This window comes from Bacillus cereus group sp. MYBK139-1 (genome assembly GCF_051916915.1).
Lineage (GTDB): Bacteria > Bacillota > Bacilli > Bacillales > Bacillaceae_G > Bacillus_A > Bacillus_A pacificus.
Window position 1 is genome coordinate 1,951,654 of sequence record NZ_JBQAHO010000001.1, and the last position, 26,577, is coordinate 1,978,230.

The following is a 26,577-nucleotide window of genomic DNA, read 5'->3' on the forward strand; positions in this document are numbered from 1 at the left end:
GTTTTTATAGCCCCTTCCTATTATAACGCTCTCTTTTTCTATTATATAGTTTTTTTCCAAAAAAATCTGTGAAATATTAAAAAACAAAAAAATAAGACCTCTTGGGCAGAGGTCTTATACGATATGGTGCATCGCTTCAACAATATCATCAAATTGGAAACGATCTGATCGACCTTGTTTTAAAAACGTATTTATACCTTCTACTTTGTTTTTACATTCAAAAATATAAGCATTTTCTGTATTTTCTTGAATCGTCCCTAATTTAAAATACAATTCATTTTCTTTATAAACAGATAAGATTTTTCTCATTTCATTTGCAAGTTGCCAATGAGTTGGCGAAACGATTTCTTCCATAATCCTACTCACTGAGTCTAGCACTGAAATAGCAGGGTAATGACTCAGCGTTGCAAGTTCACGCTTTAATACAATATGTCCATCTAAAATACCACGTGCTAAATCTGGTACAGGACCGTTTAAATCGTCTCCATCAACGAGTACGGTATAAATACCTGTTATGGATCCCTTTTGTGTTTTCCCAGAGCGCTCTAATAGTTTCTTCATATAACTTTCCATTAAGAGTGTTTTACCACCGATCGGCAACTCTTTAACCGCAATATCAACACTTCTACGCGCGTCAGCAAAACGAGTAACAGAGTCCATCATAAGTAGTACGTTATTACCTTGATCACGGAAATATTCAGCAATAGATGTCGCAAGCTTCGCTGCACGAAGTTGCATTAGGTGACTTTCATCTGATGTCGCTACAACAACGACGCTTTTTTGCATTCCTTCTTCACCTAATTCTTTTCGAATAAAGTCTTTTACTTCTCGGCCACGTTCTCCTACTAAACTAATAACATTAATGTCAGCTTTTGCGTTTTTTGCAATCATTCCGAGTAAAGTAGATTTACCAACACCAGAACCTGCAAAGATACCAATTTTTTGACCGATGCCAATTGTTAACATGGAATCAATAGATTTGATTCCCGTTTCAAATACATCGGTAATTTCTTCACGTTCAAATGCATGAATAGGCGGGGCATCTAGTTTTATTTTTTGCAATGGAATGTTTTCAGCGTTCTCATTTAACACTTCACCATTTGCGCTTAACACTTTTCCGAGCAAATGATTGCCACTAGGTATAACAACATCTTCTGAAACTAGTGTAACTGAATCTCCGTAACATACTTTTTCTGTCTGTTCAAACGGGAGTAACATGTTGTTCTCTTTTTCAATCGCAATCACTTCACATAAAACATTATGTTCCCCAACGAAACAAACATCTCCAATTTTCGCCTTTGGCCCTTTCGCTACGAAAAACTGTTCTTGTACACTATGAACTTTACCGACTTTCGTATAAAACGGCGTTTCAATAAATGTATTCCATTTTTGGTTTTCATTCATTAATAGTCGATTCATACATTTTGCTCCTCAAATAATTTCTCTTCTTCCCATTTCTGGCGAAGTTTCGCAAATATAGGTGCAAATTTAAATTCAAAGAACTCTTTCTCTTCTTCTAGAACAAATTCACCGAACTGTAAGGAGAAATCATATTTCCATTCTACTAATTGTAGTAACCAATATTCTTTCGTATTTTCCTTCTCTTCTTGAATACGTTCAAATGTTTCTGGATGTACAGTAATAACTAGTTTTTCAAACGAAGTAGGCAATGTTTGAACGATGCCAGTTAAAATAGGTAACACATCAAGCAATCTAGCATCTACTGCTTGATTCACAATTTTTTCGGCTAGTTGAAAAGATTGATCCCATAATAATTCCGTCCATTCGTACGCTGTTTCTTGTTGTTCTTTTTGAAACTGTATACGTGCGGATTCTATCTCTTTCATCTGTTGCTGTACATGTATTTGAAATTGCTCTTGATCATGTAATAACTGCTGACGCTCTCGTGCTAATATTTGCTGCTCTTGTCTTAGCTGAGCTAACTCAACATGTAACGATTGTTGCTGCGCAAGAAGTTCTTCATGATCTACTTGTATTTCTTCTTCTACGTGAACTGGTATTGGTTTTGGAAATTGTAATTCATACGTTTCTTCAGAAAAAGAAACAGAATTCTTCGGAATTCTGTTTTTAAATAAGGACATCATCTTCACCTCTTTGAACGATAATTCTTCCTTCCTTCTCTAGCTTTTTCACTGTGCCTGTAATCGTTTGCTGTGCCTTTTCAGCATCCGTCATCTTAAGCGGTCCTAAGCCATCTAATTCTTCTAGAATCATCTCTTTACGGTTTGAAGACATACATGTAAATAATTTCTCTTTAATTTCTTCTTTTGCAATTTTAAGTGCTTTCGCAATAACACCATTATCTGTAATTTCCTCTAATACACGGCGAAGCGCAAGATCTTCAAGACCAAGTAAGTCTTCAAAGACAAACATATTTTCTTTAATTCTCTCAGATAACTCATAATCCATTTCATCCAGCTTTTGAAAGACTGTTTTTTCAACACCTCGTGAAACGTTATTTAAAATGTTTACTATTGTTTTCAAGCCATCTGTTTTATTAATTGCATTAAACGCCATATTATTTAATTTTGATTTTAATAAATCCCCAATTTGATTTATTAATTCACCATCTACTTGCTCTAGCTTCGCAATCCCCATTACCGTTTCTACTCGCTTATGATCTGGTAATCTCTCAATTAATTGAGAAGCAAGCTGCGGTTTAATATAAGAAGCGATAATCGCAATCGTTTGTGGCGATTCATCATTGAGTACAGTAAGAAGTGGTTCTAAATCTGTAAGTGAATTTAAGAATTCAAACGGATTATCTTTGTTATACCAAAGATCTTCTAATAATTTTTCTAGTTCGTCTTCTGGCATATTTTTAAATATGCGACGAATATATTCTTTATCTGGAGTCACTAGGTTTAATTCTTTTACATTTAATTCATACAAGAACTCCCCTAGTACATTTTCTAACGTTTCCGGTTTATATACACGAAACTTCGCGATTTCACGAAGTAATACTTCTTTTTCCTCAGCCGTCATATATTCAATGACTTTTGCTGCCACCCCTTCTTCTAATGTACGAATAAGGATGGCAGCTTTTTCTTTGGAGGAGATTTCATCTAACATCGTTGTTCCTCCCTTACTGTCCATTTAACCATTTTTTAATTACTTTTGCAGTTCCTTCTACATGTTCTTTCGTAGCATCCTGCACTTGTTCATCTAACGTCGGTTCTTTCGGTTCTTCTGGTTCTGGTTTTGGCTCTGGTACTATTTTCTCTTCAGGAATTTCCATAATACTTTCATTACTTGCAGCAATTTCCTCTTCTTCTAAGTATTCTTCATATTCCTCTTCTTCTTCTTTCTTTCTCTTACGTCTTGCTAAGAAGAACCATACTAAACCACCAATCGCTAATAAACCAGCTGGAATTCCACCGAATAACCACCAGTTTATGCCGCTTTCTTCTGGTTCTTTCTTCTTCTCTTCTTTCGGCTGATCAAACTGAACAGTTACAACGTTAACTTGACCGTTTGTAAAGTTTCCATTCGGATCAGCTTGAAGCCCAGCAGCTGTGCCGATTGCTTCTTTGAAAGTAGTCATATCTATTTTTCGTTTTACTAACGTATCGTTGTCTACCCATACTACAACATTTGTTTTCGTTAATTCTGGGTGTTTCTTAATTGTTTCAACTGTTTTATCTATTTCATAGTTTTCAATTTTGTTACCATTTTTATTATCGTAGACGATTTTACCATTTTGATTATTGTTCGTACCATAGTTTGGTACTTCGCCATTCGCTGTAATACCAGCGCCTTGCTTCGTCTCTGCTCCTTCTTGTGCAGTAGAGCTCTCTTCTTGCTCTTGTTTACTACGAAGCACACCTTTATCACCATACTTTTCTGACTGACGTGTAACTTCATCATAGTTTACAGATACTTTCGTATTCACTTTATATTCATTTGGTTTAAACATCGTCATTAACGTTGCATCAATATCTTGCTTTAATTTACCTTCAATTTGATGCTGCATCTCTACTTCTTTTTCATAAGAAGAGGAACTAGTAGAATGCGCTTCATCTGCCCCTTTTGAGATGACACCTTTTTTACTATCAATCACACTTACTTCTTCTGCTTTCACCCCAGGAACTGCTGCACTAATCATTTGCTGTATACCCGCAACTTGATCAGCAGTTAATAATTGACCACGTTTTACACCAACCGTAATCGCAGCTGTTCCTTTTGCTTTTTCTTCATCAAAAATTGTCTCTTTTTCAGGTAATGTAATTTGAACATTCGCCGTTTCAACTGTCGCAAAGTTTCTTACAATATCTTGCTCCAATTGCTTTTTCGTACCGACAATTTGCTTCATTTTTTTATCTTGCTCACTTGAACCGAGCGAGCTTTCTAATAAAATTTCCTCACCGCTTTTAGAATTAAACGGTAAGCCCAACCCATTCATTTCTTTTCGTACCCATGGAGCATCATTTTTTTGCACACGAATCGATCCATCGGCCGCTAACTGATAATCGACACCTAGCTTTGATAATTCTGCTGTAATCTCTTGCTTATCTGCATCATTTAAATTTTGATATACAACAACATATTTATCTGGCAAGGTGAAGTATAAAAGTGCTCCTGTTACAATCGCTAAAAGCGCAGCACCGATTACTAACTTATGCCACGTTTTTAACGATTGGATAACATTTTTTATCTTTTCCATTTAAACACACCCGTCCACTTTCCTAAATTTGCATATTAATTAGTGACTTATAATTTTCAATAAGATTATCACGTACGAGAGCAGCCGTTTTCATTTGAGACTCAGCCTTCTTTTGCTGAATTAAAACGTCATGCGTTTCTCCTACCCCTTTAGTTAGTAAATCATATACCGCTGTTTGCGCATTGTTTTGTGTTTGATTCATATCTTCCAATAAATCGATAAACTTTTTCCCCTCAACTACTGATGTTTGAGAAGTTTTCGGTGCACCAATTGACTGAATTGCTCCAAATGGTTGCGTATTTAACATTGGTTGGATTTTCATATTACTATATTCCCCCTTATCCTCGGCCAATTTCTAAATCTTTATCAAGCATTTTTTTATTCGCATTCAATACACTTGTATTTGCTTCGTACATTTTTTGGGCAACCATTACATTCGTCATTTCAGCAGTCACATCAATATTTGGATAACGTACATATCCTTCTTCATTTGCATGTGGATGTGTCGGGTCATACACTAAGTTTTCAGTTTTATCTGCTTCAATACTTTTTATTTTTACCCCATTAGTAGGAGACCCATCTAACATATTTGCAAAACCATTGTTTGATTCTAGCACTACACTACGACGCTCATATAAATCTGCCCCCGGAGCCGCCGTTGTATTTGCATTTACAATATTATTTGAAGTAACTTCCATCCACTTTCTGGCTGTCGTTAGTCCTGAGCCACTTGCATTAATTGCCTGAAACATCGTTGTCTCTCCTTCTACTTTTAACGTCCGCGTGCCGCTTGGTTAATTGCATATTGTGTATTAATCGCGTTAATTGAAATACCGTATAACTGATTTGCTTTCATTAAATCTAGCATTTCTGTCGTTACATCCACACTATTTCCATCTTTATTCGTTTGCATTGATTTTGTTTGAATCTTTGCATATGTATTTTTCGTATTTACTGTCGGTAAGTGCATTTCATTCGTTTGATATAAATCTGGATTGCCCTTTAAGTCTGCAGCATTGTTCTTATATAATGCACTACTTTTATTCATTTGCTCAGCAAATGTTACATCTTGCGCTTTATAGCCGGGTGTATTCGCATTTGCAATATTACTAGAAACAGTATTTCGTTTCGTCACTAAATAATTCATATAATGGCCTACATCACTCACTAAATCTGGCATATTCCACACCCTTTCTTTTTTAACTTAATGATCCACTGATGGAAGTTTCACTTCATTATTTATTTTCTTATATGCGTTTATTAAAATATTAACAATCATGTACCCTTACATATTTTATTCCATTTTTCCATTGTTGTCTTTAGAAAAATACAAAAATATAAAAAAGAATACAAAAAAACTGTATATACGCAATAATCTATAAAACATTTCACTATATGGTCTACAAACTAAAGTTTATTTTCACATTATTTAGATTACTACTATTTTTTCATTACAGTCATAAAATGAAACCTCAATCAGCGGAAATCTTTATTTAAATAAAGGAATGGATCCCCTCTTAAAGGGGGAATCCGTTTCTATACTCTATCACTAAAATTTACCGTAAAATGAATTAGCTTTCATGCGCCCATCATTTGTCATAATCATTTCTTCCAAAATCTTTTGCTTATCTCGAATATGCTGTGCCGCCTTAATAATGAATGGACTTACTTCTGCTGCAACTTGCGCACGCGTTTCCTCATCCAATGTCATCATCCAGCGATTTAACATTTCACTCTTCTCAGCAAACTCTTCATCTGACACTTGCAATTCACCGATTTCATTAAAACAGCCGACAAACGTCCGATAAATATCATTGTTCATTTTCAAGTGCTCCGCGGTAACCATCTATTAAATCTTGTAACACTTTCACAATCGCATCAATGTCTTTTGCTTCACGCGTTACTTTCATTGTTTGAATTTGAATGCTAATCCAATCATATAAGCCATATAAACTATCATATAAATCCTTCGTAATTTCAGGATTTAATTGAAGCTTCAATTCTTCAAAAATACGTTCTAACTTTTCAAGAAGTGCATCTCCTTCTTGTAGTTTAAAAGCATGTAGCAGTTCTTCTAAATTACGAAACTCTACAATGCATCTTTCATAAATAAAAATTGTATTTTTAATCGGATTACTCGTCATAATATCATTTTGCATATAACGTTGCCATGCTTGCATACAATCACTTCCTTACCTTTCATTAATCATCACTTTTTTGTTTTGTCATTGCTTTAATTGTTTTTAATTGGCTATCTAGCGCCGCTAATGTACTCTCTAGTTTTTGATACTTCTTCACAATTTCATCTTGTTTTTGCAAGTTTTGCGTCTCAATATCTTTAATCTTTTTATCTAAATCACTTACACGTGAGTCAATGCTTTTTACTCTCTCTCCGACTACACCTTTATCACCAAATAACTTATCAAGTGGCTCTTCCATCATTTTTCCTAAACCGTTAGAACTAAAGAAAAACTGCTTCGCTGCATCCGGTTTTTCTTTTAACGCTTTCGTTAATGCTTCGTCATTAACTTCCATCGTTCCATCTTGTTTTAATTGAATACCAAATGAGAATAAGTAATTACCATCTTGTGAAAATGTTACAACATTGTTCATAGCTTGACGCACACTTTGCATAATAGCTTGCCCTTGGAACGCCCCGCCTTTACCAGCAAAGATATCTACTGTAGAAACAGCTTTATTATAATCCGCAACCATTTTTTTAATAACATTTGCTGCGTCTGTTACGTTTGAGTCACTTACTGTAAATTTTAGATCTATGCCTTTTGCTTTTGGTTCTGTTGTTGTACCTGCATCTGGTGTTCCTTCTACTTTCGGCTCAGTTACTTTCAATAATTCAATTTTCACACCTGGAAGTGTTTCAATTGTATTGGTAGAGCTCTTGCCTTCGATACCATTAATCGTATATTCAGCATTTTGCGCTTTATTGATTACATTAACCGCTTCGCCATCCTTATTAGCTAACCCTATATCTTGAAACAATGTAGATGTATTGTCCTTAAAATTAATTACTCCATCTTCTCCCTCTTTTTTTGAGGTCATAAAAATTTTATTTCCAAGCGTATAAGCTGATACACCATAATCTCCATCATTAATTTTATTAATTAAATCTTTATATGTCATATCAGATGTTACTTTTAGTTCTTTACCACCTAGTTTTAATGTTTCATCTCTATTCAGCTTTGCATTTATATCTTTAATTTCATCAGAAGCTATTTGATGACGCTGCGCAAGTTGTGTAATCGTCATATTAAAAGTTCCAGCGATCGCGCCACCATCAGCTTTGACATTAATATAACCGTCTTGTGATGTTGTTACTTTTTTCTCATTTCCTTTAAAAGCCGCTAAATTTTTAAATGTTTGTGTGAAAGAACTGAATTCTGATTTTAAACTTGTATATAATAGTTTATCTTGTGAAAGACTATTCTTTTCAGTTGTATACGGCGTTTTTCTCATATCTAACGCATTCATTTCTAATTCAACAAAGTTAGAAGTATCGATCATATTATTTCCGAGATTCCAAATCTGTTGTCTACCGCCAATACCTGTTATCGTTCCTGCCATATTTCTCACTCCTTATTCTTTACATGTAGTCTAAAATACTCGTTTTACTCATCGTGCTAACCGCTTTAAGCGTCGCTTCATACGTCGCATTAATATACGCCAAGTCAGAAATCGCTACCGCTAAGTCAACATCCTCAATTTCTTTACGGTTTTCTTGAAGCGCTAAATTTTGCTCGCTTAAAATTGTTTTAAACGTCTCCATTGTGTTCATTGTCGAACCAACTTCAGTTGTGCGATTAATGATGCCATCTAAGTTTTTCTTATTTTCTCCTAATAAAGGCTGTAATGCTTTTTGGTCACCGTTTTGCATCGCTTCACTCATCTGTTTTAACGTTTTTATAACAGGGGATAATAACGCTTCTCCGTTACGGAATGCTTTTAATTCATAACCGTCATTTAGTTGCCAGTTCACATCATTTTGTCCACCTTGATACGTACCATCTTCTGTAAATGGTGGCTTTTCCGCACTATCACCACCAAAAATATAACGACCTTGCTCTTTCGTATTCGCTAAATATACAACTTGTTTTAAAATTTGATCAATCTCTGCACCGATTGCCTTCAATTCTTTTTCACTATTCGTTCCATTTAACGCCTGAACTGTTAATTGATCTGCTCTCGTTAAAGATTTAAAAACACCTTGTAAAGTATTCTCAGTTTGTGTTAATACATTTTTCGAATCCGCTAAATCTTTTTGCATTTGTTCAATATTCGCCAATGAATGTTGAATCGCAAATGATTTACTTGCTGCAAGTGGATCTTCACTCATAAGAAGGTTTTTCTTCCCTGAAGTTACTTGATTTCGGTGGTATTGCTGTTGCACATTCAAATCCATTAACTGATTCTTTGCCCAGCTTGCATTTTGAAATGTAGATACTCTCATTTCTATCTCCTCCTTTATCTATTTCAAATTAATTTGAAGAAGAAACCAGAATTATTTCCGGCTCTCCCCTTACCTAACTTATCCCTCTACCGCCCCGTATCTCTGGTTTCACACCGCTAGGTCCACTATTAGGCACTGACCGCTTCTACACTCTGCTGGCTCTCTCTTTAAACATAAAAGAAAAGACCCTCGCTTTTGTCACTCATTATCGAATAATCGAAAATAGACTATCAAACACTTCATTCATCGTAGTAATCGCTTTAGAGTTTGCAACGAAATATTTTTGGAAGGCCATTAAATTAACCATTTCCTCTTCCATATTAACGCCTTCAACACCCATCTTTTCTTGCTGAATCCCCTCTAATAAATCTCCATGAATTTTTTGATAAGCATTCACTGCACTTTTATCAGATGCAACACCAACTACGAATTGATCTAATGCTTGTTTATAAGAAAGACCTTCTTTATAATTTCCATCTGTAATTGCTGCTAGTTTATTTGCTGTTTCAGCTGATATTTTCATTTTCGAAACATCTTTTGCAAATTCAGGGTTTAATTTCATATCTTTCGCTTGATCTCCAACGAAGAACTCTTTCCCCATTACTGTGTTCACTTCATTCTTTACAGAACTCATTAGTTCTTCAAGGTTTTTCTTATAACTAGCAATCTTCGCTTTCGTATCGATCGCTGATTGGATTGCTCCACTCGTTAAAGGAATTTCCGAACCGTAAATTTCAGCAGTCATTGGTTCTTTTTCTTTATTTAATTGAAGTGGATATGTATCTTGTCCATTTACTGTTAAAACACCATTCATTCTAACACTTGCGATATTAGGATTCATAGATTCATAAGACACGTCTATATTTGCATACTTAGACATTTCTGTAATGATACGATCACGTTCATCCAAAAGTTGATTTGGCACTTGTGTACCTGCCTGTCCAATTTTTTTATTCGCTTCCGCTAAGCTGCCAGCAAGACGATTAAATTCATTGACATGCGCTTCAATATCTTCTGTCGTTTGTGCTTCTGCTGTATCTAAGCTTTTTGCCAAACGATTTACTTGACTTGTAAACTTCCCAGTTTCAGAAATTAATGTATCGTAGTAATTTGGTTGTTCTGGATTTTTTGCAACTTCACGAAAAGCATTAAAGAAGCCATCCATTAAACTAGATAGTGAATTTTTCCCTGTCGTTCCAACCATAGATTCTACACGTGATAAAGTCGAATTCATGTAGTTATAGTAAGAGAGTTGAGATAATTGATCGTTAAACTGTTTCGTCTTCACTTCATCTGTAATACGGTCAACGCCTAACGTTTGTACACCGTAACCTATTTTTTGTTCTGGTGAATAGCCCTGACTTGCTCCAGCCGATCCGTAATTCACCATTTGACGCACATAACCAGGCGTATGAATGTTTGATAAATTTTGTTTCGTCGTTTGTAATCCCATTTGTGCCGCTAACAAACCCGATAGCGGTGTATTATAATCAGACAGTCTCATAATGTTTCACTTCCCCTTTACAATAGTTCGTTCATAAAGATTTGTGAATTATTGTTTCGTTCTAAATTATATTCAGAAACGGAATCCACAATACTTTCTGTAGTTTTTAATAGTACGTTTAAGTAATATTGATTTTTCAAAAGAATCATTTTTACATTCTCTTCTAATTCAGCTACATTTTTTTGTAATTCTTCCATTTTTTCAATTTCTTCGTTAGAAAAATGCGAAAATAATGCACTTACGCGAAACGGCTCAATCCCCTTTTCTTTACAAAACTGAATAACCATTTCTTCAAACGAGCTTGATAATCCTTTTAAACCATCTATGTACTGCAATTGCTCTACTTGCAATTTTTGAACTGCATTTACATTTTTATGTTTCAAATTCTCATATATTTGTTCTCCAAGCGTTTGAATGTTTTCATATGCTTTTTGAATAATAACGAGCTTTTCATATAATTGTATGTACATATCGTTTCCTTCCCTTTTACAAGACTAAATTTACAATTAAACCGTGGATTTCTCCAATCTGATTTAACATTTCTAAATGTCCCGTTTTCGTATTAATTAAATTCATAACATCTTCTAACTCATTTAATCCCATTTCCGCCTGTTTCACAATCGTCATTTTCTGTGAATATCCATAACGCGGATGACGAGACATGACATCTTTATATTGCAATACATTATCTACGTAAAAATTCAAAAATGATTTTACTGTATTTTTGTATTCCATTACATTATCAAGCGTTAATTCCATTTCAATTTTCTCTTTAATTTCTCCAATGTTATCGACAAATGCTTCCATTTGTTCTAGCAATTTATCTTTTTTCGGATCTGCATGCAAATTATCCGAAAATGCAAGTCCTGTCCTGACATTTGCTTCTTTCGGCATTTGAGTAGCAGGCGGTATATGCGATAAAATTGGATTATGCGAGATCGAACGTAGCATATATATCACCTATTTATTTTTTTATTTCTTCCTAAACTTAATCGTAAAATCCAGTTATTTATAATTATACTCTGAACACTAATATTTTGCAGTTATTTTTTATAAAAGATATGTTACAATTTAGCATGAGGTGGCACAAATCTATGAATATTTTTCTTTGTGGTTCAAATCAATTAACAGCATTAGATCAAGAAGAAATAAAAAAATTTTTAACTGACTATGCTCACAAACATAAAATTTACATATTATGTTATAAATCTATCGAAAATGAGATTCTTCGTTTTTTCATCGAAAACGAAAGACTCGCTCAAAATTTATGCCTTTACACGCTACAGCCGTTACAAGCATTAACAGATGAATTTCAAGAGGTCGTTGATTACTTAAAAAAACACGGAGCCGAGTATGTCGCTTTTGATCATCCTTCCGACTCCATTTACCGATCAGATTATATGTTTTTTGTAAAACAAATAATCGAAGATACCGATTTAGTTCTCTGTTTTTATAATGGGGACAAGCATACATCTGTCATTCCCGTTGACGTTGCAAAAGAAGCAGGAATTGATGCTGTTATTTATGATTTACCAGGTTTACATGAAAAACAGATGAAAAAAAACTTTGAACAAAAAATCCGTATGATGTAAAGGGGGAGGCACAATATCGTTATTGTGCCTATTATAAATATGATAATTGAACAAGATTATGATCATTTTATCGCAAGTTTTAAACAACAATTCAATATGGATATCGCTTCCTATAAACAAGATAGAATGCGTCGTAGAATCGATGCTTTTATTTCGAGAAAGGGCTTTGAGAACTACACTAGTTTTCTAAGCAATTTACGTACCGATCAAAAGTTATTTTTAGGTTTTATTGACTATATTACAATTAACGTTTCAGAGTTTTTTAGAAATAAAGAACGTTGGCAAACGTTAGAGACGAAAGCACTACCAAAATTACTCGAACAAAATAACGGAAAATTAAAAGTATGGAGTGCCGCTTGCGCTGCCGGTGAAGAACCATATACACTCTCTTTAATTTTATCGAAGCACCTAGCTCCATATCGTTTTGAAATACAAGCAACAGATCTTGATTTTCACATTTTAGAAACTGCAAAACGCGGTCAATATACAGAACGTTCTTTAAAAGAATTACCTGCCGATTTAAAAGAGCGTCATTTCACAAAAGAAAATGATATATATTCATTACATCAAAACATTAAGCAAAACGTGACGTTCAAGCAGCATGACCTGTTAATGCAGTCGTTCGATACAAATTACGATTTAATCATTTGTCGCAACGTAATGATATACTTTACTGAAGAAGCAAGGGTAAAACTTTATGAAAAGTTTAGTCGTGCTTTACGAAAAGGCGGCGTATTATTTGTTGGTAGTACTGAACAAATTTTAACACCTGAACGTTATAATCTTCAGCGCTTCGATACATTCTTCTACGAAAAAATATAAAAAGGTCGTCACTTTACATTGTGACGACCTTTTTATATAACTCGAATTAAAATAATAGCAACAATCCATACAAAGAGAAAAAGAAACGTCATAGACCATTTATGTTCTTGCATCGTATGTTTCAAAGCCTGTGATAATTGTGTCATATTCATTTCCGCAAGTGCTCTCCATACGCTTACATCCCGCTCTTTAGCAGTACGATCTGTAACGCTAATTAAAATGGTTTCGTTAGACAATTTCGTTATATAAGCAGTAATAACCGTTACCATTAAATTTATATTTCCTTCTGAAGAATCACTTTCCACTCTAGAAAGGAGTGCACTTACATCTAGTAACGGAATATGTACCTTTCTACCAAATGATAGTTGTACTTCAGCAAAATCATACGTGCCATCTAACAAAGGAAGTTCTTTTATATGAGCTTGTTTAACAAGTCCTTGTAAGCTTCTCATTACTTGTTCAAATATTTTATCTGTTTGCTTTCCTTCTCCAGATAATGTATGTAACTTCTTAAAGAGTTGTAATACTGTATCCATCTCTTTAGAAAGCATTTCCTTCATAACCTTTCCATCGCCTAAACTCGCAAGTAAAATCCCTATTTCATTATTCTTCGATATAATTTTAGACTGTCCAGTAAACACTAGATTACTATGCTTTCGTTCTTTCTGGATTTCATGTTCTGAAATAGCTGCAGGCTGTTTTAATGGTTGTAGCGTCTTATTTTCAATTGTCGTACGTTTAATCTCCATCTAAGCGCCTCCACTACTATGAAATTATTAGCCCCATTCTTTATTACTTTTTAAAACTAAAAACAATACGAATAAACCTGACATAATAGCAAATACATTAGAAGCCTGTATTCCCTCGTCACTTTTAGCTTCTTTCTTATCTTCTGGCTCTTCTTTTTTCTCTTTCTTTTTCGAAATGACTTGATTGTTATCTTTATCTTTTTGAGCCTTCGCTTTATTTACTTCCTTGTTGTCTGTTAGAGGCTCTTTTATAACATAAGTAATTCTTTCTTTCTCTTTCAATGGTTCTTTTATAAAATCGTTTACTTTCTCTTCTTTTTTCGGAATTTGAACAACTGGCGGTTTTTCTTCTGGAAGCGGGATTTCTACTTTCGTGTCTTCCTGCTTCTCAGTTTCTTTCTTATCTTCTAATTTATTTTCTAATTTATTTTCTTTCTCTCGTTCTTCTATCTTTTTATCCTCTTCTGTTTTTTGCTCCAAAACAGAAACGACATACTCACTTTCTTCAACGAGTTTATTTCCAGCCGCGTCTACTACCTCTACAAATAGTTCGTATGTCCCATTTGGCAACGCATCCGTTATTTCAAATACTTTTTGCCAATCCATATCGCGCTTATTGTAATCTAATAAAAATGTAGTCTCTTTATTTTCTTTTCCTTTTAATGTAACACGAACTTCTTTCACGGCTGATTCTACGTCTGTTGCCTTCACTCGTACACGTATAGAATCGCCTTGTTTCCGTTCAATTACGTTTCCCTTCGTCTCATCAATCGTAACTTTATGTAACTTCGGTAACTCTTTATCTAGCGTTGGCATTTCATTATTTATATGAACGAGCGGGACTTTCACTTCATTTTCTACAAGCTCTTCTTTCTCATTTTCTTTGTAACTTTGAACGAGCTGAAGATTCCAATCACCTTGCAAATCAAAAGTTTCGACCTTGTATTTAGCAATCCATCGCTTCGTTTCCTCTTCATACTTAAACGATAGCATTCTTTCTTGTTCATACTGATCGCCGTTTTTTGGCAAGCGCAAAATACCTTTTATACTTTGAACATTTTGCTCTTTTGGTTCTACAATAACCCGCACTTCTTCGCCAACTTTTAATTCCTGCTTATTTACTGTAATAACCCCTTGATCCGTCTCTATCTTTTTTTCGGTTTCTTGTTCATTTTTTGCTTCTTGTTGTTCCTCTTTATCTTGCTTCATTTCTACCTGTTCTGGCTGTTCTTGAACTTCCTTATTCTCTTCTTGTACATTCACTTCATTTATATTTTGTTCTGGCACATTTTGCTCTTCCGCCTTACTTTGCAGCGGGAAGAGCAAGCACACATGTATGCATAACCAGCTCATTAGAAAAAACTTTACGTTTTTCATCTACTAGCTCAAACTCCTATTTCAACGACTTATAGCGATTTCGTCACTTTTACTCCGAAAAATCCATCTACATTTACAAGTTCACCATACGCCACCAATACATCATTTACATAAATACGAATTGGTTCGTCAATATCTTCATCTAGTACAACCGCTTCATTCTCTTGTAAACTTAAAATATCTTGAATGGTTTTCACTGTGCTTCCAAATACAAATTTCACGTTCATTTCTACATTTTGTAGAATGGATGTGTCCATGTATACTGGTTCCATTTGTTTTACTTCTTTAAATTCAATAGGTTGCACAACAGGTTCCACAACTTTTTCTTCTTCAATTTCTTCCGTAACAATCTCTTCTTCTTCCACCATTGGATATAGAAGTCTTCTTACCATTTCTTTCGCTTCTGAAATCGGTAAAATTTGATACATTTTTGATTGAAGCAGGTCGCCAATTTCAAGGTTGAACGTAATTTGAACGAGTTCGTCCACTTCCATTGACTCTCCCAAATATTCCATTTCTTCTTTTAAAGTTACAAATTTAACATTTGGTGGCGTCATGTCCATTTTTTCTTGAAACATTTCTGACATCGCCGTTGCAGCATGCCCCATCATTTGGTTCATGATTTCTTTAATACCGCTCAGTTCTAATTCACTAAGTTCTTTCTCTGGATCAACTTCCCCTGTCCCCATCATCATTAAATCTACCATTGTTAAAGCGACATCTTTCGTAAATACGAATACATTCTCATTCTTTAGTCCTTCAACAAAATCAACATTTAAAATAACAAATGGGACTGGTACTCCATCATAATGGCGAACATTGATTGCTTCTACATTCGGTGTACTAATTGAAACTGGCTGATTTAACAGCGTTGACAATACTGTTGAAGCGGAACCAATTGAAATATTTGCAATTTCACCAAGGACATCTTTCTCTTCTTGCGTTAAATGTTCTTTTTCAACTTGTTCTTCTACAATCTCAGTTTCCACTACTTCTGCTGGCTCGTCTTGCTCTTCTACTTCACCAGATAATTGCATTAATTTATTTATCATTTGTTTCGCATGTTCAACTGAAACAATTTGCACAAGTTTAGAGTTTACAAGATTATCTATCTTTAAATCAAACGATACTTTAACAATCGTTTGATTCCCATCGATTTCCGAGATTTTCTCCATTTCTTCTGATAGCTTTACAACCTTAATTGTCGGCGGAGACATATCTACTGTATCTTGGAAGAATTCCGACATAGATGTAGCTGCGAACCCCATCATTTGATTCATCGCTTCTTGTACAGCACTTAGCTCTAATTCACCAAGTTCCTTTCCGTCCTCCACTTCACCTGTTCCCATCATCATTAAATCAGCAATGGATAATGCAACATCTTGCTTAAGGACAAGAAGGTTTTCCATATCTAATCCTTTTGTAAAATGAATGTTTAGTACAACGTGTGGAACTTCGACGTCGCTTGAATCATATAAATCTACCAATTCGATGCGAGGAGCAGTAATGCTTACTTGCCTATTTAAGATTGTTGATAATACAGTCGAAGCTGAACCAAATGATATATTTGCAATTTCGCCAAGAATATCGCATTCTTGAGGCGTTAAATGCTCATTCTCTTTTTCTAGCACAATTGTGCTCGTATCCCCTTTTGTGTGTTGCTCAGGCATTTTCTCTGCCTCCTCATTTCTGTTTTTCTATCAAATGATATAAACTCTCATTTTATTTTAACAAACTTATTATATAAAACGTTAATATGTATTTATTCCCATTTTTAGATTAGTAACGATTAACCAAAAAGCTCCCCAATTGTATACAAGTGGGGAGCTTTCCTTCATTCCTATTATAAACCTTCTGGGTTTAAAATGAGGACCACTCGTCCATCACCGAGAATTGTCGCACCAGAGAAATAATTAGAACTCTCTGCAAAGAAGTCACCTAATGACTTTAAGACTATTTCTCTTTGACCGATAATTGTGTTTACAATAAGTCCATAGCTGCGATGTGTATTACGAACAATTAACACAGGAACCATTTGACCATCATATGACGCAAACGCCTCATCTGCTGTTTTCTCACCAAATACCGTACTTAAATGCTTCACTTCAATAATTTGATTACGGTAATTTAACACATCTTTTCCTTGTATGGATTGGATGTCTTCTCTCTTGATTCGAATTGCTTCAACAATATTACCAAGAGGTAAAGCATAACGTTTATCATTCGTTTGAACAAGCATAGATTGTATAATAGACAACGTTAATGGAAGTTCAATTCTAAATGTACTTCCCTTTCCTTCTTCAGAATCAATAATTAAATGTCCGCCTAAACTATGGATTGTATGTTTCACTACATCCAATCCAACGCCGCGTCCAGAAAGGTCTGATACAACTTCAGCTGTACTAAATCCTGGTTGGAAGATCAAATCAAATATTTCACGGTCTGTTAATTTATTTGCCTCAGATTCTGTTACAACACCATTTTTAATCGCTTTTTCTAATACTTTCCCTTTATGAATTCCATTTCCATCATCCGTAATTTGAATTACGACATGATTTCCACTATGGAACGCTTCTAATTTAATCGTACCTGTCTCATTTTTACCTGCATCACGACGTTGTTCAACAGTTTCAACCCCATGATCAATTGCATTACGAATTAAATGAACAAGCGGATCACCGATTTCATCAATAACAATTTTATCGACTTCAGTATCTTCACCTGTAATTTGTAAATCGATTTTTTTCCCTAAATCTTTCGCTAACATACGTACCATACGCGGGAAACGATTAAAGACTGTTTCAATCGGCACCATACGCATGTTTAAAAGTACATTTTGAATATCTTTTGAAATATCGCCTAATCGATTTAAATGCTCAATTAATTCTTTGTTTTGAATTGCTTGTGCCAATTCATCTATACGACCACGCTCAATTACACTTTCTTCAAACATGTTCATTAATCTTTCAATTTTTTCTAATTGAACACGTATGGAACGATTTTCCACTTTACCATTTTTCGTTTTTGCAGCGCTTTTAGCTGGTGTAGCATTAGTAGATTGTTTAGATACTTCTTTAGTTGATTCCACATGCGTAGCCGCTTGTGAAACTTCTTGTATGGCTTCTTGTGTAGACAATTTTTCCGAAATTACTTCTTTTGATATATGTGCTTGCTTCACTTCTACTTTCTCAATTTCAGAAACATGAAGTACTACTTGTTTTAATTCTTCTTCACTTTGATCAGTATCCATAAATACTGTGAACTCAAATCCGAAAGCATCTGCTTCAATTTCTTCAATACTTGGAACTGTTCTTTGTACATTACCTACATTTTGCAACGCTTCAATACACATAATGGCACGTACTGCTTTTAAAATAGCTTGTTGCTCAACAGTTATATGCACTTCATGTGAAGCTTCATCATCGTTATTTATAGTTTCTTGTTCTATATGTTCAGTAGGAATTTCTATATTGCCATTCAATAATGCTTCTAATTTCTGTTTCGTTGCAACTACATCAATATTGCCCATTCCACCTTGCTGCACATCTGCAACCATCTTCTCTAAATTATCAATGCACTCAAAAATCACATCAATAATTTCCGCATTTACAACTATATTCCCATGACGAATTTCATCTAAAACGTTTTCCATTTTATGCGTTAAATCCGCCATTTCCGTAAATTCCATACTCGCTGACATACCTTTAAATGTATGGGCTGAGCGGAATATTTCTCCCACAACATCCATATCAGTGGGATTTTGTTCTAAAGTTAGCACATTTTCATTTAACGATTGTAAATGTTCTTCTGATTCCTCAAAAAATATATTTAATAGATCTGTTTGCATTTTAATCCCCTACCTGTCTAACAAACATTTCATTTATGTATAACAATTTAGTGTTTTAAAGCAAGAAAAAAGGGGGCCACACGCATATCCGCTATCAATGTTTAGATTCCTTGTGGCACCCCTTCTATATTAGCTGTTTGCTACTTTTGTTAACGCTTCGATTACACGATCTGCTTGGAATGGCTTTACAATAAAGTCTTTTGCTCCACCCTTAATTGCATCTAATACCATACCTTGTTGCCCCATTGCAGAACAAATAACAACTTTTGCACTTGAATCAATTTTAATAATTTCTTTTAATGCTTCAAGTCCGTCCATTTCTGGCATAGTAATATCTAATGTAACAATATCAGGTTGAAGTTCTTTATACTTTTGAATTGCCTCTACTCCATTTTCCGCTTCTCCGATTACTTCAAATTCAGAATTACTTTTTAATAAGTTTTTAATCATTGTTCGCATGAACATCGCATCGTCTACAACTAAAATTTTATGTGCCATTCTTTTTGATTCTCTCCTTCTATGTATAAATATATCTTAATATTTCACCTTATCATTCTCACTCATTATACAAAATAAAATGATAAAATTTAATATTTTTTTAAAAGAATTTTCGTATTTTTATTATTTTATTATTAAAATGACAATATACTATTCTTTTATGTAAATGACAACGCGACGGTTTTTCTCCCAATTTTGCGGTGAATCATTTGGTACAACTGGCTTTGTGTCTGCATATCCTACCGCAGCTAGCCTTTTATCATCCACATTATACACTTCAATTAAGTGGTGAATCATATTTGCTGCTCTTGCTGAAGACAACTCCCAGTTAGAAGGGAATTTGTCATTATGAATAGGTCTACTATCTGTATGACCTTCTACAACAATGGGATTTGGTACCGATTGGAAAAACCCAACTAATTGACTTATTATCTCTTTCGCTTCTGGTTTAACGTTCGCGTCACCCGTATCAAATATTAAATTATCTACTATAACGACGCTTACTCCCGTATCCTCTCGATATACATTCACTTGACTAATACCGTTATTATCTACATATGCTTTTAACTTCTTATATAATTCATCCATTCTTTTTTTCGAGATCATTTTTTCATCATTTTTTTCATGAGAAATATCTGGTATTGTATTTTCCATTACTTTTGCATCTACTTGCTCCGTATCACTAAATTTTTCAAGCATCTTTGACAATTTTACTGCATCCTGCTTTGAAGTAGCAACTAGTAATACAAAGAAAGTTAATAATAACATCGTTAAATCTGTAAAAGTCGTCATCCAACGAGGCGATCCCTTTTGCGGTCGTTTTATCATCACCATACCACTCCTTGCAATATTAGGCTGCTCGTTTTACTTTTTTTATCTTTGTTTCGTATACATACGTATCGAGTTTTAACTTTAATTTAGACGGAATTTGTCCACGATACAATTCTGAAATCGCTTCAATAACAAACTTCTTCTCTGTATATAAATCCTCAATACCACGATACACTTTTTCAGCAAGAGGGATTGCAATCATATTTGCAAGTACTGATCCATACAAGGTCGTTAACATCGCAACTGCCATCCCTGTACCAATTTGCGACGTGTCTTGCAAGTTTTGAAGCATAATGATAAGACCAATTAAAGTCCCTATCATACCCCAAGCGGGAGCGAAATCACCAATTTTATCTAATAATGTCGCTCCCTTTCTTAACTCATACACTTCCGTTTCAACATCTTTCATTAACACTTCTTTTAATTCCTCTTCATCGTAACCACTTAACATTAATCGAATTCCTTTTTGAATAAAAGGATTGTCCACCTGCTCTCCATCAACCTCTAAAGAAAGCAAACCGTGTTTTTTAGATTTTTTCGAAAAATCAACAAACAAATCCGTTAACTGTTCTAAATCTTCTTCTTTTCTATGTAAAACAGTAAAAATACTTTTCGTATATTTTTTTATTTCTCCAAATCGATATGCCACAACAATTGTCGCTGTTGTTCCCCCTATAACAATTAAAATAGATGAAACATCTAAAAAGTTTTTAAATGCTTTTATTCCACCGCCGCCAAGCATAATTGCTGCTATTACAATAGCAAAACCTACTATTATGCCCACTGGGCTAGAAATATCAAACTTTCTTTTTTTTCTTTCTGGTCTAGCAAACACTTGATTTTCGTCTCCCATATTCCTGCCCTTTCCTTTTCATTTTTATAAAACATTTTTTTATTTTAATAATGCGTTTTCACATATAATGTTTATTATACGCTTATCATCTATTTATCGCAATATACTCATAAAATTGACACATTTCATTTCCATATTAGAATTATAGTATGGAAATATGAGGAGGATCACGATGGAACATAACATTTTACAAGTCATTGCACTAGCAGAAAAACTAAAATATGAAATGCGACATAGCTGGCTTTCTAACGGACGTCAAGAAAGCGTTGCTGAACATACGTGGCGCATGTCTCTAATGGCCATTTTAGTCGAACCTTATTTAGATCAGAAAGTAAATATTGAAAAATTACTTAAAATGGTGATTATTCACGATCTAGTCGAAGCTGAAGCTGGTGATATTCCTGCTTTTGATACAATGAATAGTCATGAATTACAATTACAAAAACAAATAAATGAACAAGAAGCAATTTTAAATATTAAACGAACATTAAAAGGTTCTCTCGGCGAGGAATTATATGATTTATGGATGGAGTTTGAAGCGAAAGAAACGTACGAAGCAAAAGTTGCTAACGCACTTGATAAGCTTGAGGTAAAAATTCAGCATAACGAAGCTGATATTGATACGTGGCTGCCAATTGAGCATAAAATGACATTCCAAGTAGCAAAGCATACAAACTTTGATTCTTTCCTATCTAAATTACAAAAAATCATTGAGCAAGATGGTGAAAAAAAATTATTAACTGCTGGCATTGACGTTGAAGCTTGCAAGCAATAATGAAATAAGACACTCAGTACGAGTGTCTTATTTCATTATTGTTGATACAGCCTGCTTGTAAATAAGTTGTTGTTTTCCATCAACTAACATTAAAACGGTAAATTTGTCTATTGCAACAACTTCTCCTACTATTCTAACGCCACTCTTTAAAAAAATTGTAACAATACCTTTTTCATCTTTTATTTGTTTATATAGCTCTTCTTGTAAATGTTCCAAATATATCTCTCTCCTCTTCGTTGAATATCTTAATATAAAAAACTACAAATTATTTATTTATGTACTTTATCTTTCACATTCATAAACTTATTAATAAGTATATCTAAATCTCGGCTAAATAACAAAACTTTATCATGATCCAATCCATGTCTAGCAACAAGTTGAATTAGCTCTTTCTTTTTAGTTTCTATTTTATTTTGTAGTTGTCCCATCTCCATCTCTTCACTAAAACTCCCTTTTCCCATAATATTACTTGTAAAATTATAGTACAAATCCTCTCATAAAAAAATATAAAAATGGTTTTTTTTACAATTTTTATATTTTTTTATGAACAAATCGCGAAATATATAACGATTTCTTCACATACCCCTAGCTCCATATACAATCAAAATGACCATACAGGCGTTTGTCTAATTACAAAAGAGACTGGCTCCTTTTCCATACGAAAAACATACTGTATACAGTAGTCCATGAATTATATAGATTAACTTGCTCAAAAGGAGGAAAACATATGAGTTATGGTGGAAGTTGCGCTGGTTTCGGCGGTGGATTTGCTTTGCTTATCGTACTATTCATCCTTCTAATCATCATCGGCTGTAGCTGTTGGGGTGGCGGCGGATACGGATACTAATATATCCTATCCTTAACAAATGAACGAAAAACTATAAGAAAACAGCTCATATTTGAGCTGTTTTTTCATACTTTCGTATGAAGTTATATCCCTCCTTTTTCTGATTTCAACTAATAAGAAAACGTTTACTATGAAATAAGAAATATTTTTACTTAGGAGGATTACAATGATTAAAGGTCTTTACGAAGCACATTTACCCGTCCGTAACTTAGAAGTGTCTATCCCTTTTTACGAATCACTTGGACTGAAATTATATAAAAGAGGAGACGATATTGCTTTCTTTTGGATTAAGGAAAATGAAAGTTGGCTCGGCCTTTGGGAAGGCACAGAATACAAAGTGAATTATCACCCCTCTTTACGACACATCGCCTTTCAAGTAAGTTTACATGATTTAAAAAATGCGATTCATTGGCTAAATCAAAAAGGAATTTCAGCACGAAAAGACTTTGAAATGGAACCAATTGAACCGATTGTTTTTCCAGAATTAGCGCATGCCGCCATATACTTTAACGATCCTGACGGAAATAGTTTAGAATTGATTGCACAATTACCTGTTGGACTCCCTACAGAGGAGAAAGTGTATTTAAGTGAGTGGAAAAAACAAGTTCAAGCATCATTATTACATAAGGATTAATCTTTTATGTCAGTTTCTTATTCCGCGCTTCTTAAAACAAATAATAACTTCAAAAAACTATTTTATGGGCAAACATTAAGTGTGCTTGGAGATTGGTTTCATACTGTAGCTTTATTAACGTTCGTCTATAGCATAACGGAATCTCCATTTATGATCGCACTCACCTTTATAAGTAAAGGTTTACCTCAGCTTCTGCTTAGTCCTTTCATAGGCGGAGTTGTAGATCGGTTTTCTAAAAAGAATATTATGATTTTTACCGATATTTTACGAGGCATAATCGTCCTCACTTACTTATTCGCACTATATAAAATTGAGATTATTTTCATTTCTAATATATGTTTATCCGTACTTTCTTGTTTATTTGAGCCGGCTAAACAAGCAACCTTAAAAAACATCGTACATCAAAATCATTTTGTAACTGCTAACTCTCTTTCTAGTACAATAAATGGTTTTATGTCTATTATGGGGGCCTCTCTTGGCGGGATTATTGCACAATCTTTACATATTGAATTCGCTTTTTTAGTAAATAGCCTATCATACTTTATTTCGGCCTATTTTATTTATAATATGAGTGTTCCCTCTTATGATACTTGTAAGAAGAAAAAAGCATTTTTTACTGATATAAAAGATGGTTACACATACATATTACAAACAAAAATCATTTTAATATTAATTCTTGTAGGCATTTCATGGGGGCTTATTGGAGGTGCTTATCAGCTACTTCTAACAATCTATGCCGAAAAAATTTTCCACACGAACATTGGGATTTTATATACGGTTCAAGGGGCTGGGCTTATGATAGGAAGCCTTCTCGTTAATCTTTACATATCCAGCAATAAAGAAAAAATGAAAAAAGCATTTGGTTGGGCCTACTTCCTACAAGGCGTTTTCTTTCTTGGATTCATTCTATCCGATCAACTTATTTTCGGTATCATTACATTGCTCTGTATGCGCATAGCAGGAGGAATCATCGTTCCACTTGATACGACATTACTTCAAACTTACACACACGAAAATATGATTGGTAAAGTTTTTTCCTTTCATTACTCTATTTATGGTTCACTTATACAGTTATCTATGCTCATTACAGGATGGCTATTAGAAATCCTTTCTCCTCAAATAATTGGTAGTTTTCTAGCTACATGCTGTATATTTGTAAGTTTTATATGGCTTTACCTGTTTTATCGCGGGAAACTTAATGAAGAATCTACTATTACTTAATAGCATGTTTATGTACATGCTATTTTTATTTATGTCGAAAAACAGAGGAAAAAGACGATTTATTTTTCTTACGTTCTAATTTTTTAGAATGTACAATAAATTTAGATTATAAGAAAGGGGATATTATAATGTTTGAAGATAGACTTACTATTTCAGCTGAGCAGCAGAAACTTATTTCCAATGCAACACGTATTCAAATTCTTCACCTTTTAAAAGACGAAGCACTCACTGCAAAACAAGTAGCTACGAAACTAAATAAATCTGCTGGTAGCGTACATTATCACGTTCAAATTTTATATGATGGAGGGTTACTTGAATTAGTAGACACGAAAGAAAAACGAGGAATTATTGAAAAATATTACAAGGCAAAATCCGCTCATTTCTATATTGAAGAAAGCGGCACAGAAGGAACGAATACAGGCAGTCATATTGTATCTCATTTATTTTTAACTCCAGAGGAATTACAACAGCTTACTTGGGAAGTTACACAAGTTTTATTACGATGGGAAAACAAAACCGCTCGTCAATCAAACTCTGAAGAGGAATACGCTATTTCCTGCAGGATAAAAAAACAATGAAAGAAAGGACCAGCTGCTCATGAAAAATAAATTATTATTATTGTCGGGAACAGGAATTTCTCGTTTAGGTGATTTTATGTATCTCATCGCCCTAAACGTAATGGTGTTACATAGCACAAATTCCCCTGCTGCTGTAGCAGGATTATGGATTGTCGGTCCAATTGCGACCGTTGTTACAAAAATATGGTCTGGTAGTATAGTAGATCGATTAAACAAACGATCTATTATGCTCATCACAGATATCATTCGGGCAGCTCTTATTGGCTGTGTTCCACTATTTGATTCTATTTGGGCCATTTATATGTTTATCTTTTTAACTCGCATCGCTGCATCATTTTTCGATCCAGCTTCATTCACCTATAAAATGATGCTCATACCTGCTGAAAAACGCGCTCAATTTAACGCTTGGAATAGCTTATTTACAAACGGAGCTTTCATTATCGGTCCAGCTCTTGCTGGAATACTTCTCACCACGCACTCAGCATCCTTTGTAATTTACTGCAACTCACTTTCCTTTCTACTTTCTACTATTCTCATTTATTTCTTACCTAATATTACATTACAAACAAAGCAAAACGAAGAAGTTACAAATACTTTCGTACAAACATTACGAAGTGATTGGAAACAAGTTTTTTCGTTCGCTCGAACGGAAACGTACATTATTCTCATATTCGTTTTATTTCAAGCGACTATGCTTGTCGCTATGGCACTTGATTCACAAGAAGTTGTTTTTACAAGACAAGTACTGTTTTTAACCGATATAGAATACAGCATGCTTGTTAGTATAACTGGCGCTGCTTACGTTTCCGGTTCATTTCTCGTCTCTCTCTTTTCCAAACGTTTACCAATTCAATATTGTATCGGATTAGGGACAATTTTCACAGCAATAGGCTATGTAATTTTCGCCTTTTCAAATTCATTTATAGTCGCGGCAGGCGGTTTCATTTTACTTGGCATTTCTTCATCATTTGCTGGTACTGGCTTTATCACATTTTATCAAAATAACATCCCTGTACATATGATCGGACGTATTGATAGCGTGTTTGATTCAATAAAAAGTTTCATCCAAATCTTTTTCATTTTAGCAATTGGGGCGTCCGCACAATTTCTTTCTGTTCAAATGACTGTAATAAGTAGCTCGTTACTCAGCCTTTTCCTTTCCTGTTTATTAGCAATCCGAGTAATGACGCCTTCACGAGAAAAATATTTTAAGGCTACAGGATCATCATTGGAATATTAACCGCAACATAACAAGCGGCGATTTGCTAGGTAGTAAGCCCTCACTGATTAAAGTTTTACT

Annotated in this window: 31 protein-coding genes; 8 read left to right on the forward strand and 23 right to left on the reverse strand. The window is 34.3% G+C overall.

Going from position 1 to position 26,577, the window contains the following annotated elements; genetic code table 11:
- Positions 1-114: 114 nt before the first annotated feature.
- The 14 genes from fliI to ACTFRS_RS10020 all read right to left on the reverse strand — a co-directional run bounded on the left by fliI (position 115) and on the right by ACTFRS_RS10020 (position 11,604).
- A complete protein-coding gene (gene fliI / locus ACTFRS_RS09955; protein ID WP_139867937.1) occupies positions 115-1,419 on the reverse strand; it encodes a flagellar protein export ATPase FliI in 1,305 nt (434 codons plus the stop codon).
- Positions 1,416-2,102 carry a FliH/SctL family protein gene (locus ACTFRS_RS09960; RefSeq protein ID WP_440023688.1) on the reverse strand — a complete coding sequence of 229 codons (687 nt, stop codon included), beginning with the start codon at positions 2,100-2,102 and terminating at the stop codon, positions 1,416-1,418. The genes fliI and ACTFRS_RS09960 overlap by 4 nt, the downstream gene beginning before the upstream one ends.
- Positions 2,089-3,093 (reverse strand): flagellar motor switch protein FliG, encoded by a 1,005-nt coding sequence (locus tag ACTFRS_RS09965; protein ID WP_000883362.1) that lies wholly within the window; start codon positions 3,091-3,093, stop codon positions 2,089-2,091. The genes ACTFRS_RS09960 and ACTFRS_RS09965 overlap by 14 nt, the downstream gene beginning before the upstream one ends.
- 13 nt (positions 3,094-3,106) lie before the next feature.
- Entirely contained in the window at positions 3,107-4,684 is a 1,578-nt protein-coding gene (locus ACTFRS_RS09970) for a flagellar M-ring protein FliF C-terminal domain-containing protein (RefSeq protein WP_139867939.1), read from the reverse strand.
- A gap of 22 nt (positions 4,685-4,706) precedes the next feature.
- Entirely contained in the window at positions 4,707-5,006 is a 300-nt protein-coding gene (gene fliE / locus ACTFRS_RS09975) for a flagellar hook-basal body complex protein FliE (RefSeq protein ID WP_000701682.1), read from the reverse strand.
- 16 nt (positions 5,007-5,022) lie between these two features.
- The gene (flgC, locus tag ACTFRS_RS09980; protein WP_139867941.1) at positions 5,023-5,436 is read right to left on the reverse strand and encodes a flagellar basal body rod protein FlgC; all 414 of its coding nucleotides are present in this window, start codon (positions 5,434-5,436) and stop codon (positions 5,023-5,025) included.
- A 20-nt stretch (positions 5,437-5,456) separates the two neighbouring features.
- A complete protein-coding gene (gene flgB, locus ACTFRS_RS09985; RefSeq protein WP_002020944.1) occupies positions 5,457-5,864 on the reverse strand; it encodes a flagellar basal body rod protein FlgB in 408 nt (135 codons plus the stop codon).
- 369 nt (positions 5,865-6,233) lie between these two features.
- On the reverse strand, positions 6,234-6,506 hold the full coding sequence (locus ACTFRS_RS09990; RefSeq protein WP_001058076.1) for a hypothetical protein: 273 nt from the start codon (positions 6,504-6,506) through the stop codon (positions 6,234-6,236).
- A complete protein-coding gene (locus ACTFRS_RS09995; protein ID WP_001149509.1) occupies positions 6,496-6,864 on the reverse strand; it encodes a flagellar export chaperone FliS in 369 nt (122 codons plus the stop codon). The genes ACTFRS_RS09990 and ACTFRS_RS09995 overlap by 11 nt, the downstream gene beginning before the upstream one ends.
- Positions 6,865-6,886: 22 nt before the next feature.
- Positions 6,887-8,266 (reverse strand): flagellar hook-associated protein 2, encoded by a 1,380-nt coding sequence (locus tag ACTFRS_RS10000; RefSeq protein ID WP_139867943.1) that lies wholly within the window; start codon positions 8,264-8,266, stop codon positions 6,887-6,889.
- A 19-nt stretch (positions 8,267-8,285) separates the two neighbouring features.
- Positions 8,286-9,149 (reverse strand): flagellar hook-associated protein 3, encoded by an 864-nt coding sequence (locus tag ACTFRS_RS10005; protein ID WP_087994377.1) that lies wholly within the window; start codon positions 9,147-9,149, stop codon positions 8,286-8,288.
- Between the two features lie 205 nt (positions 9,150-9,354).
- The gene (flgK, locus tag ACTFRS_RS10010) at positions 9,355-10,653 is read right to left on the reverse strand and encodes a flagellar hook-associated protein FlgK (RefSeq protein WP_440023684.1); all 1,299 of its coding nucleotides are present in this window, start codon (positions 10,651-10,653) and stop codon (positions 9,355-9,357) included.
- A 17-nt stretch (positions 10,654-10,670) separates the two neighbouring features.
- Entirely contained in the window at positions 10,671-11,123 is a 453-nt protein-coding gene (locus ACTFRS_RS10015; RefSeq protein ID WP_000275896.1) for a hypothetical protein, read from the reverse strand.
- Between the two features lie 16 nt (positions 11,124-11,139).
- Complete coding sequence (locus ACTFRS_RS10020; protein WP_000946323.1) at positions 11,140-11,604, reverse strand: YaaR family protein; 465 nt, start codon at positions 11,602-11,604, stop codon at positions 11,140-11,142.
- Between the two features lie 143 nt (positions 11,605-11,747).
- On the opposite strand from ACTFRS_RS10020, the gene ACTFRS_RS10025 reads away from it, so the two are divergent.
- Positions 11,748-12,245 (forward strand): hypothetical protein, encoded by a 498-nt coding sequence (locus ACTFRS_RS10025; RefSeq protein ID WP_001020094.1) that lies wholly within the window; start codon positions 11,748-11,750, stop codon positions 12,243-12,245.
- Positions 12,246-12,284: 39 nt separating this feature from the next.
- Positions 12,285-13,067, forward strand: a complete 783-nt coding sequence (gene cheR, locus ACTFRS_RS10030) for a protein-glutamate O-methyltransferase CheR (protein ID WP_000582884.1) — start codon at positions 12,285-12,287, stop codon at positions 13,065-13,067.
- A gap of 32 nt (positions 13,068-13,099) precedes the next feature.
- Here the strand turns inward: cheR and ACTFRS_RS10035 are convergent, their stop codons facing one another.
- The 7 genes from ACTFRS_RS10035 to ACTFRS_RS10065 all read right to left on the reverse strand — a co-directional run bounded on the left by ACTFRS_RS10035 (position 13,100) and on the right by ACTFRS_RS10065 (position 21,222).
- Positions 13,100-13,816: a hypothetical protein gene (locus ACTFRS_RS10035; RefSeq protein WP_071737496.1), complete on the reverse strand. Its 717-nt coding sequence runs from the start codon at positions 13,814-13,816 to the stop codon at positions 13,100-13,102.
- Positions 13,817-13,843: 27 nt separating this feature from the next.
- On the reverse strand, positions 13,844-15,193 hold the full coding sequence (locus ACTFRS_RS10040; RefSeq protein WP_440023681.1) for a transglycosylase: 1,350 nt from the start codon (positions 15,191-15,193) through the stop codon (positions 13,844-13,846).
- Positions 15,194-15,222: 29 nt separating this feature from the next.
- Positions 15,223-16,863 carry a flagellar motor switch protein gene (locus tag ACTFRS_RS10045; RefSeq protein ID WP_001115020.1) on the reverse strand — a complete coding sequence of 547 codons (1,641 nt, stop codon included), beginning with the start codon at positions 16,861-16,863 and terminating at the stop codon, positions 15,223-15,225.
- A gap of 173 nt (positions 16,864-17,036) precedes the next feature.
- The gene (locus tag ACTFRS_RS10050) at positions 17,037-19,040 is read right to left on the reverse strand and encodes a chemotaxis protein CheA (RefSeq protein ID WP_139867953.1); all 2,004 of its coding nucleotides are present in this window, start codon (positions 19,038-19,040) and stop codon (positions 17,037-17,039) included.
- A gap of 129 nt (positions 19,041-19,169) precedes the next feature.
- Positions 19,170-19,538, reverse strand: coding sequence for a response regulator (locus tag ACTFRS_RS10055; protein ID WP_000940576.1), 369 nt, complete (start codon positions 19,536-19,538; stop codon positions 19,170-19,172).
- A gap of 150 nt (positions 19,539-19,688) precedes the next feature.
- Entirely contained in the window at positions 19,689-20,366 is a 678-nt protein-coding gene (locus ACTFRS_RS10060; protein ID WP_000596045.1) for an OmpA family protein, read from the reverse strand.
- Between the two features lie 22 nt (positions 20,367-20,388).
- Positions 20,389-21,222 (reverse strand): flagellar motor protein MotP, encoded by an 834-nt coding sequence (locus tag ACTFRS_RS10065; protein ID WP_074540183.1) that lies wholly within the window; start codon positions 21,220-21,222, stop codon positions 20,389-20,391.
- Positions 21,223-21,394: 172 nt separating this feature from the next.
- On the opposite strand from ACTFRS_RS10065, the gene ACTFRS_RS10070 reads away from it, so the two are divergent.
- A complete protein-coding gene (locus tag ACTFRS_RS10070; RefSeq protein WP_440023678.1) occupies positions 21,395-21,997 on the forward strand; it encodes an HD domain-containing protein in 603 nt (200 codons plus the stop codon).
- A gap of 27 nt (positions 21,998-22,024) precedes the next feature.
- Here ACTFRS_RS10070 and hfq read toward each other — a convergent pair whose 3' ends face one another.
- Entirely contained in the window at positions 22,025-22,213 is a 189-nt protein-coding gene (gene hfq, locus ACTFRS_RS10075; protein ID WP_440023676.1) for an RNA chaperone Hfq, read from the reverse strand.
- A gap of 53 nt (positions 22,214-22,266) precedes the next feature.
- Positions 22,267-22,485 (reverse strand): aspartyl-phosphate phosphatase Spo0E family protein, encoded by a 219-nt coding sequence (locus ACTFRS_RS10080; RefSeq protein WP_002091864.1) that lies wholly within the window; start codon positions 22,483-22,485, stop codon positions 22,267-22,269.
- Positions 22,486-22,724: 239 nt separating this feature from the next.
- On the opposite strand from ACTFRS_RS10080, the gene ACTFRS_RS10085 reads away from it, so the two are divergent.
- From ACTFRS_RS10085 to ACTFRS_RS10105, 5 genes are all read left to right on the forward strand, one after another.
- On the forward strand, positions 22,725-22,844 hold the full coding sequence (locus ACTFRS_RS10085) for a YjcZ family sporulation protein (RefSeq protein ID WP_000120179.1): 120 nt from the start codon (positions 22,725-22,727) through the stop codon (positions 22,842-22,844).
- A gap of 166 nt (positions 22,845-23,010) precedes the next feature.
- Positions 23,011-23,478 (forward strand): VOC family protein, encoded by a 468-nt coding sequence (locus ACTFRS_RS10090; protein WP_440023674.1) that lies wholly within the window; start codon positions 23,011-23,013, stop codon positions 23,476-23,478.
- Between the two features lie 6 nt (positions 23,479-23,484).
- Positions 23,485-24,699 carry an MFS transporter gene (locus tag ACTFRS_RS10095; RefSeq protein WP_440023672.1) on the forward strand — a complete coding sequence of 405 codons (1,215 nt, stop codon included), beginning with the start codon at positions 23,485-23,487 and terminating at the stop codon, positions 24,697-24,699.
- A 128-nt stretch (positions 24,700-24,827) separates the two neighbouring features.
- Positions 24,828-25,277 carry an ArsR/SmtB family transcription factor gene (locus tag ACTFRS_RS10100; protein WP_242293477.1) on the forward strand — a complete coding sequence of 150 codons (450 nt, stop codon included), beginning with the start codon at positions 24,828-24,830 and terminating at the stop codon, positions 25,275-25,277.
- Between the two features lie 19 nt (positions 25,278-25,296).
- Positions 25,297-26,517: an MFS transporter gene (locus ACTFRS_RS10105; protein WP_440023670.1), complete on the forward strand. Its 1,221-nt coding sequence runs from the start codon at positions 25,297-25,299 to the stop codon at positions 26,515-26,517.
- Positions 26,518-26,577: the final 60 nt, after the last annotated feature.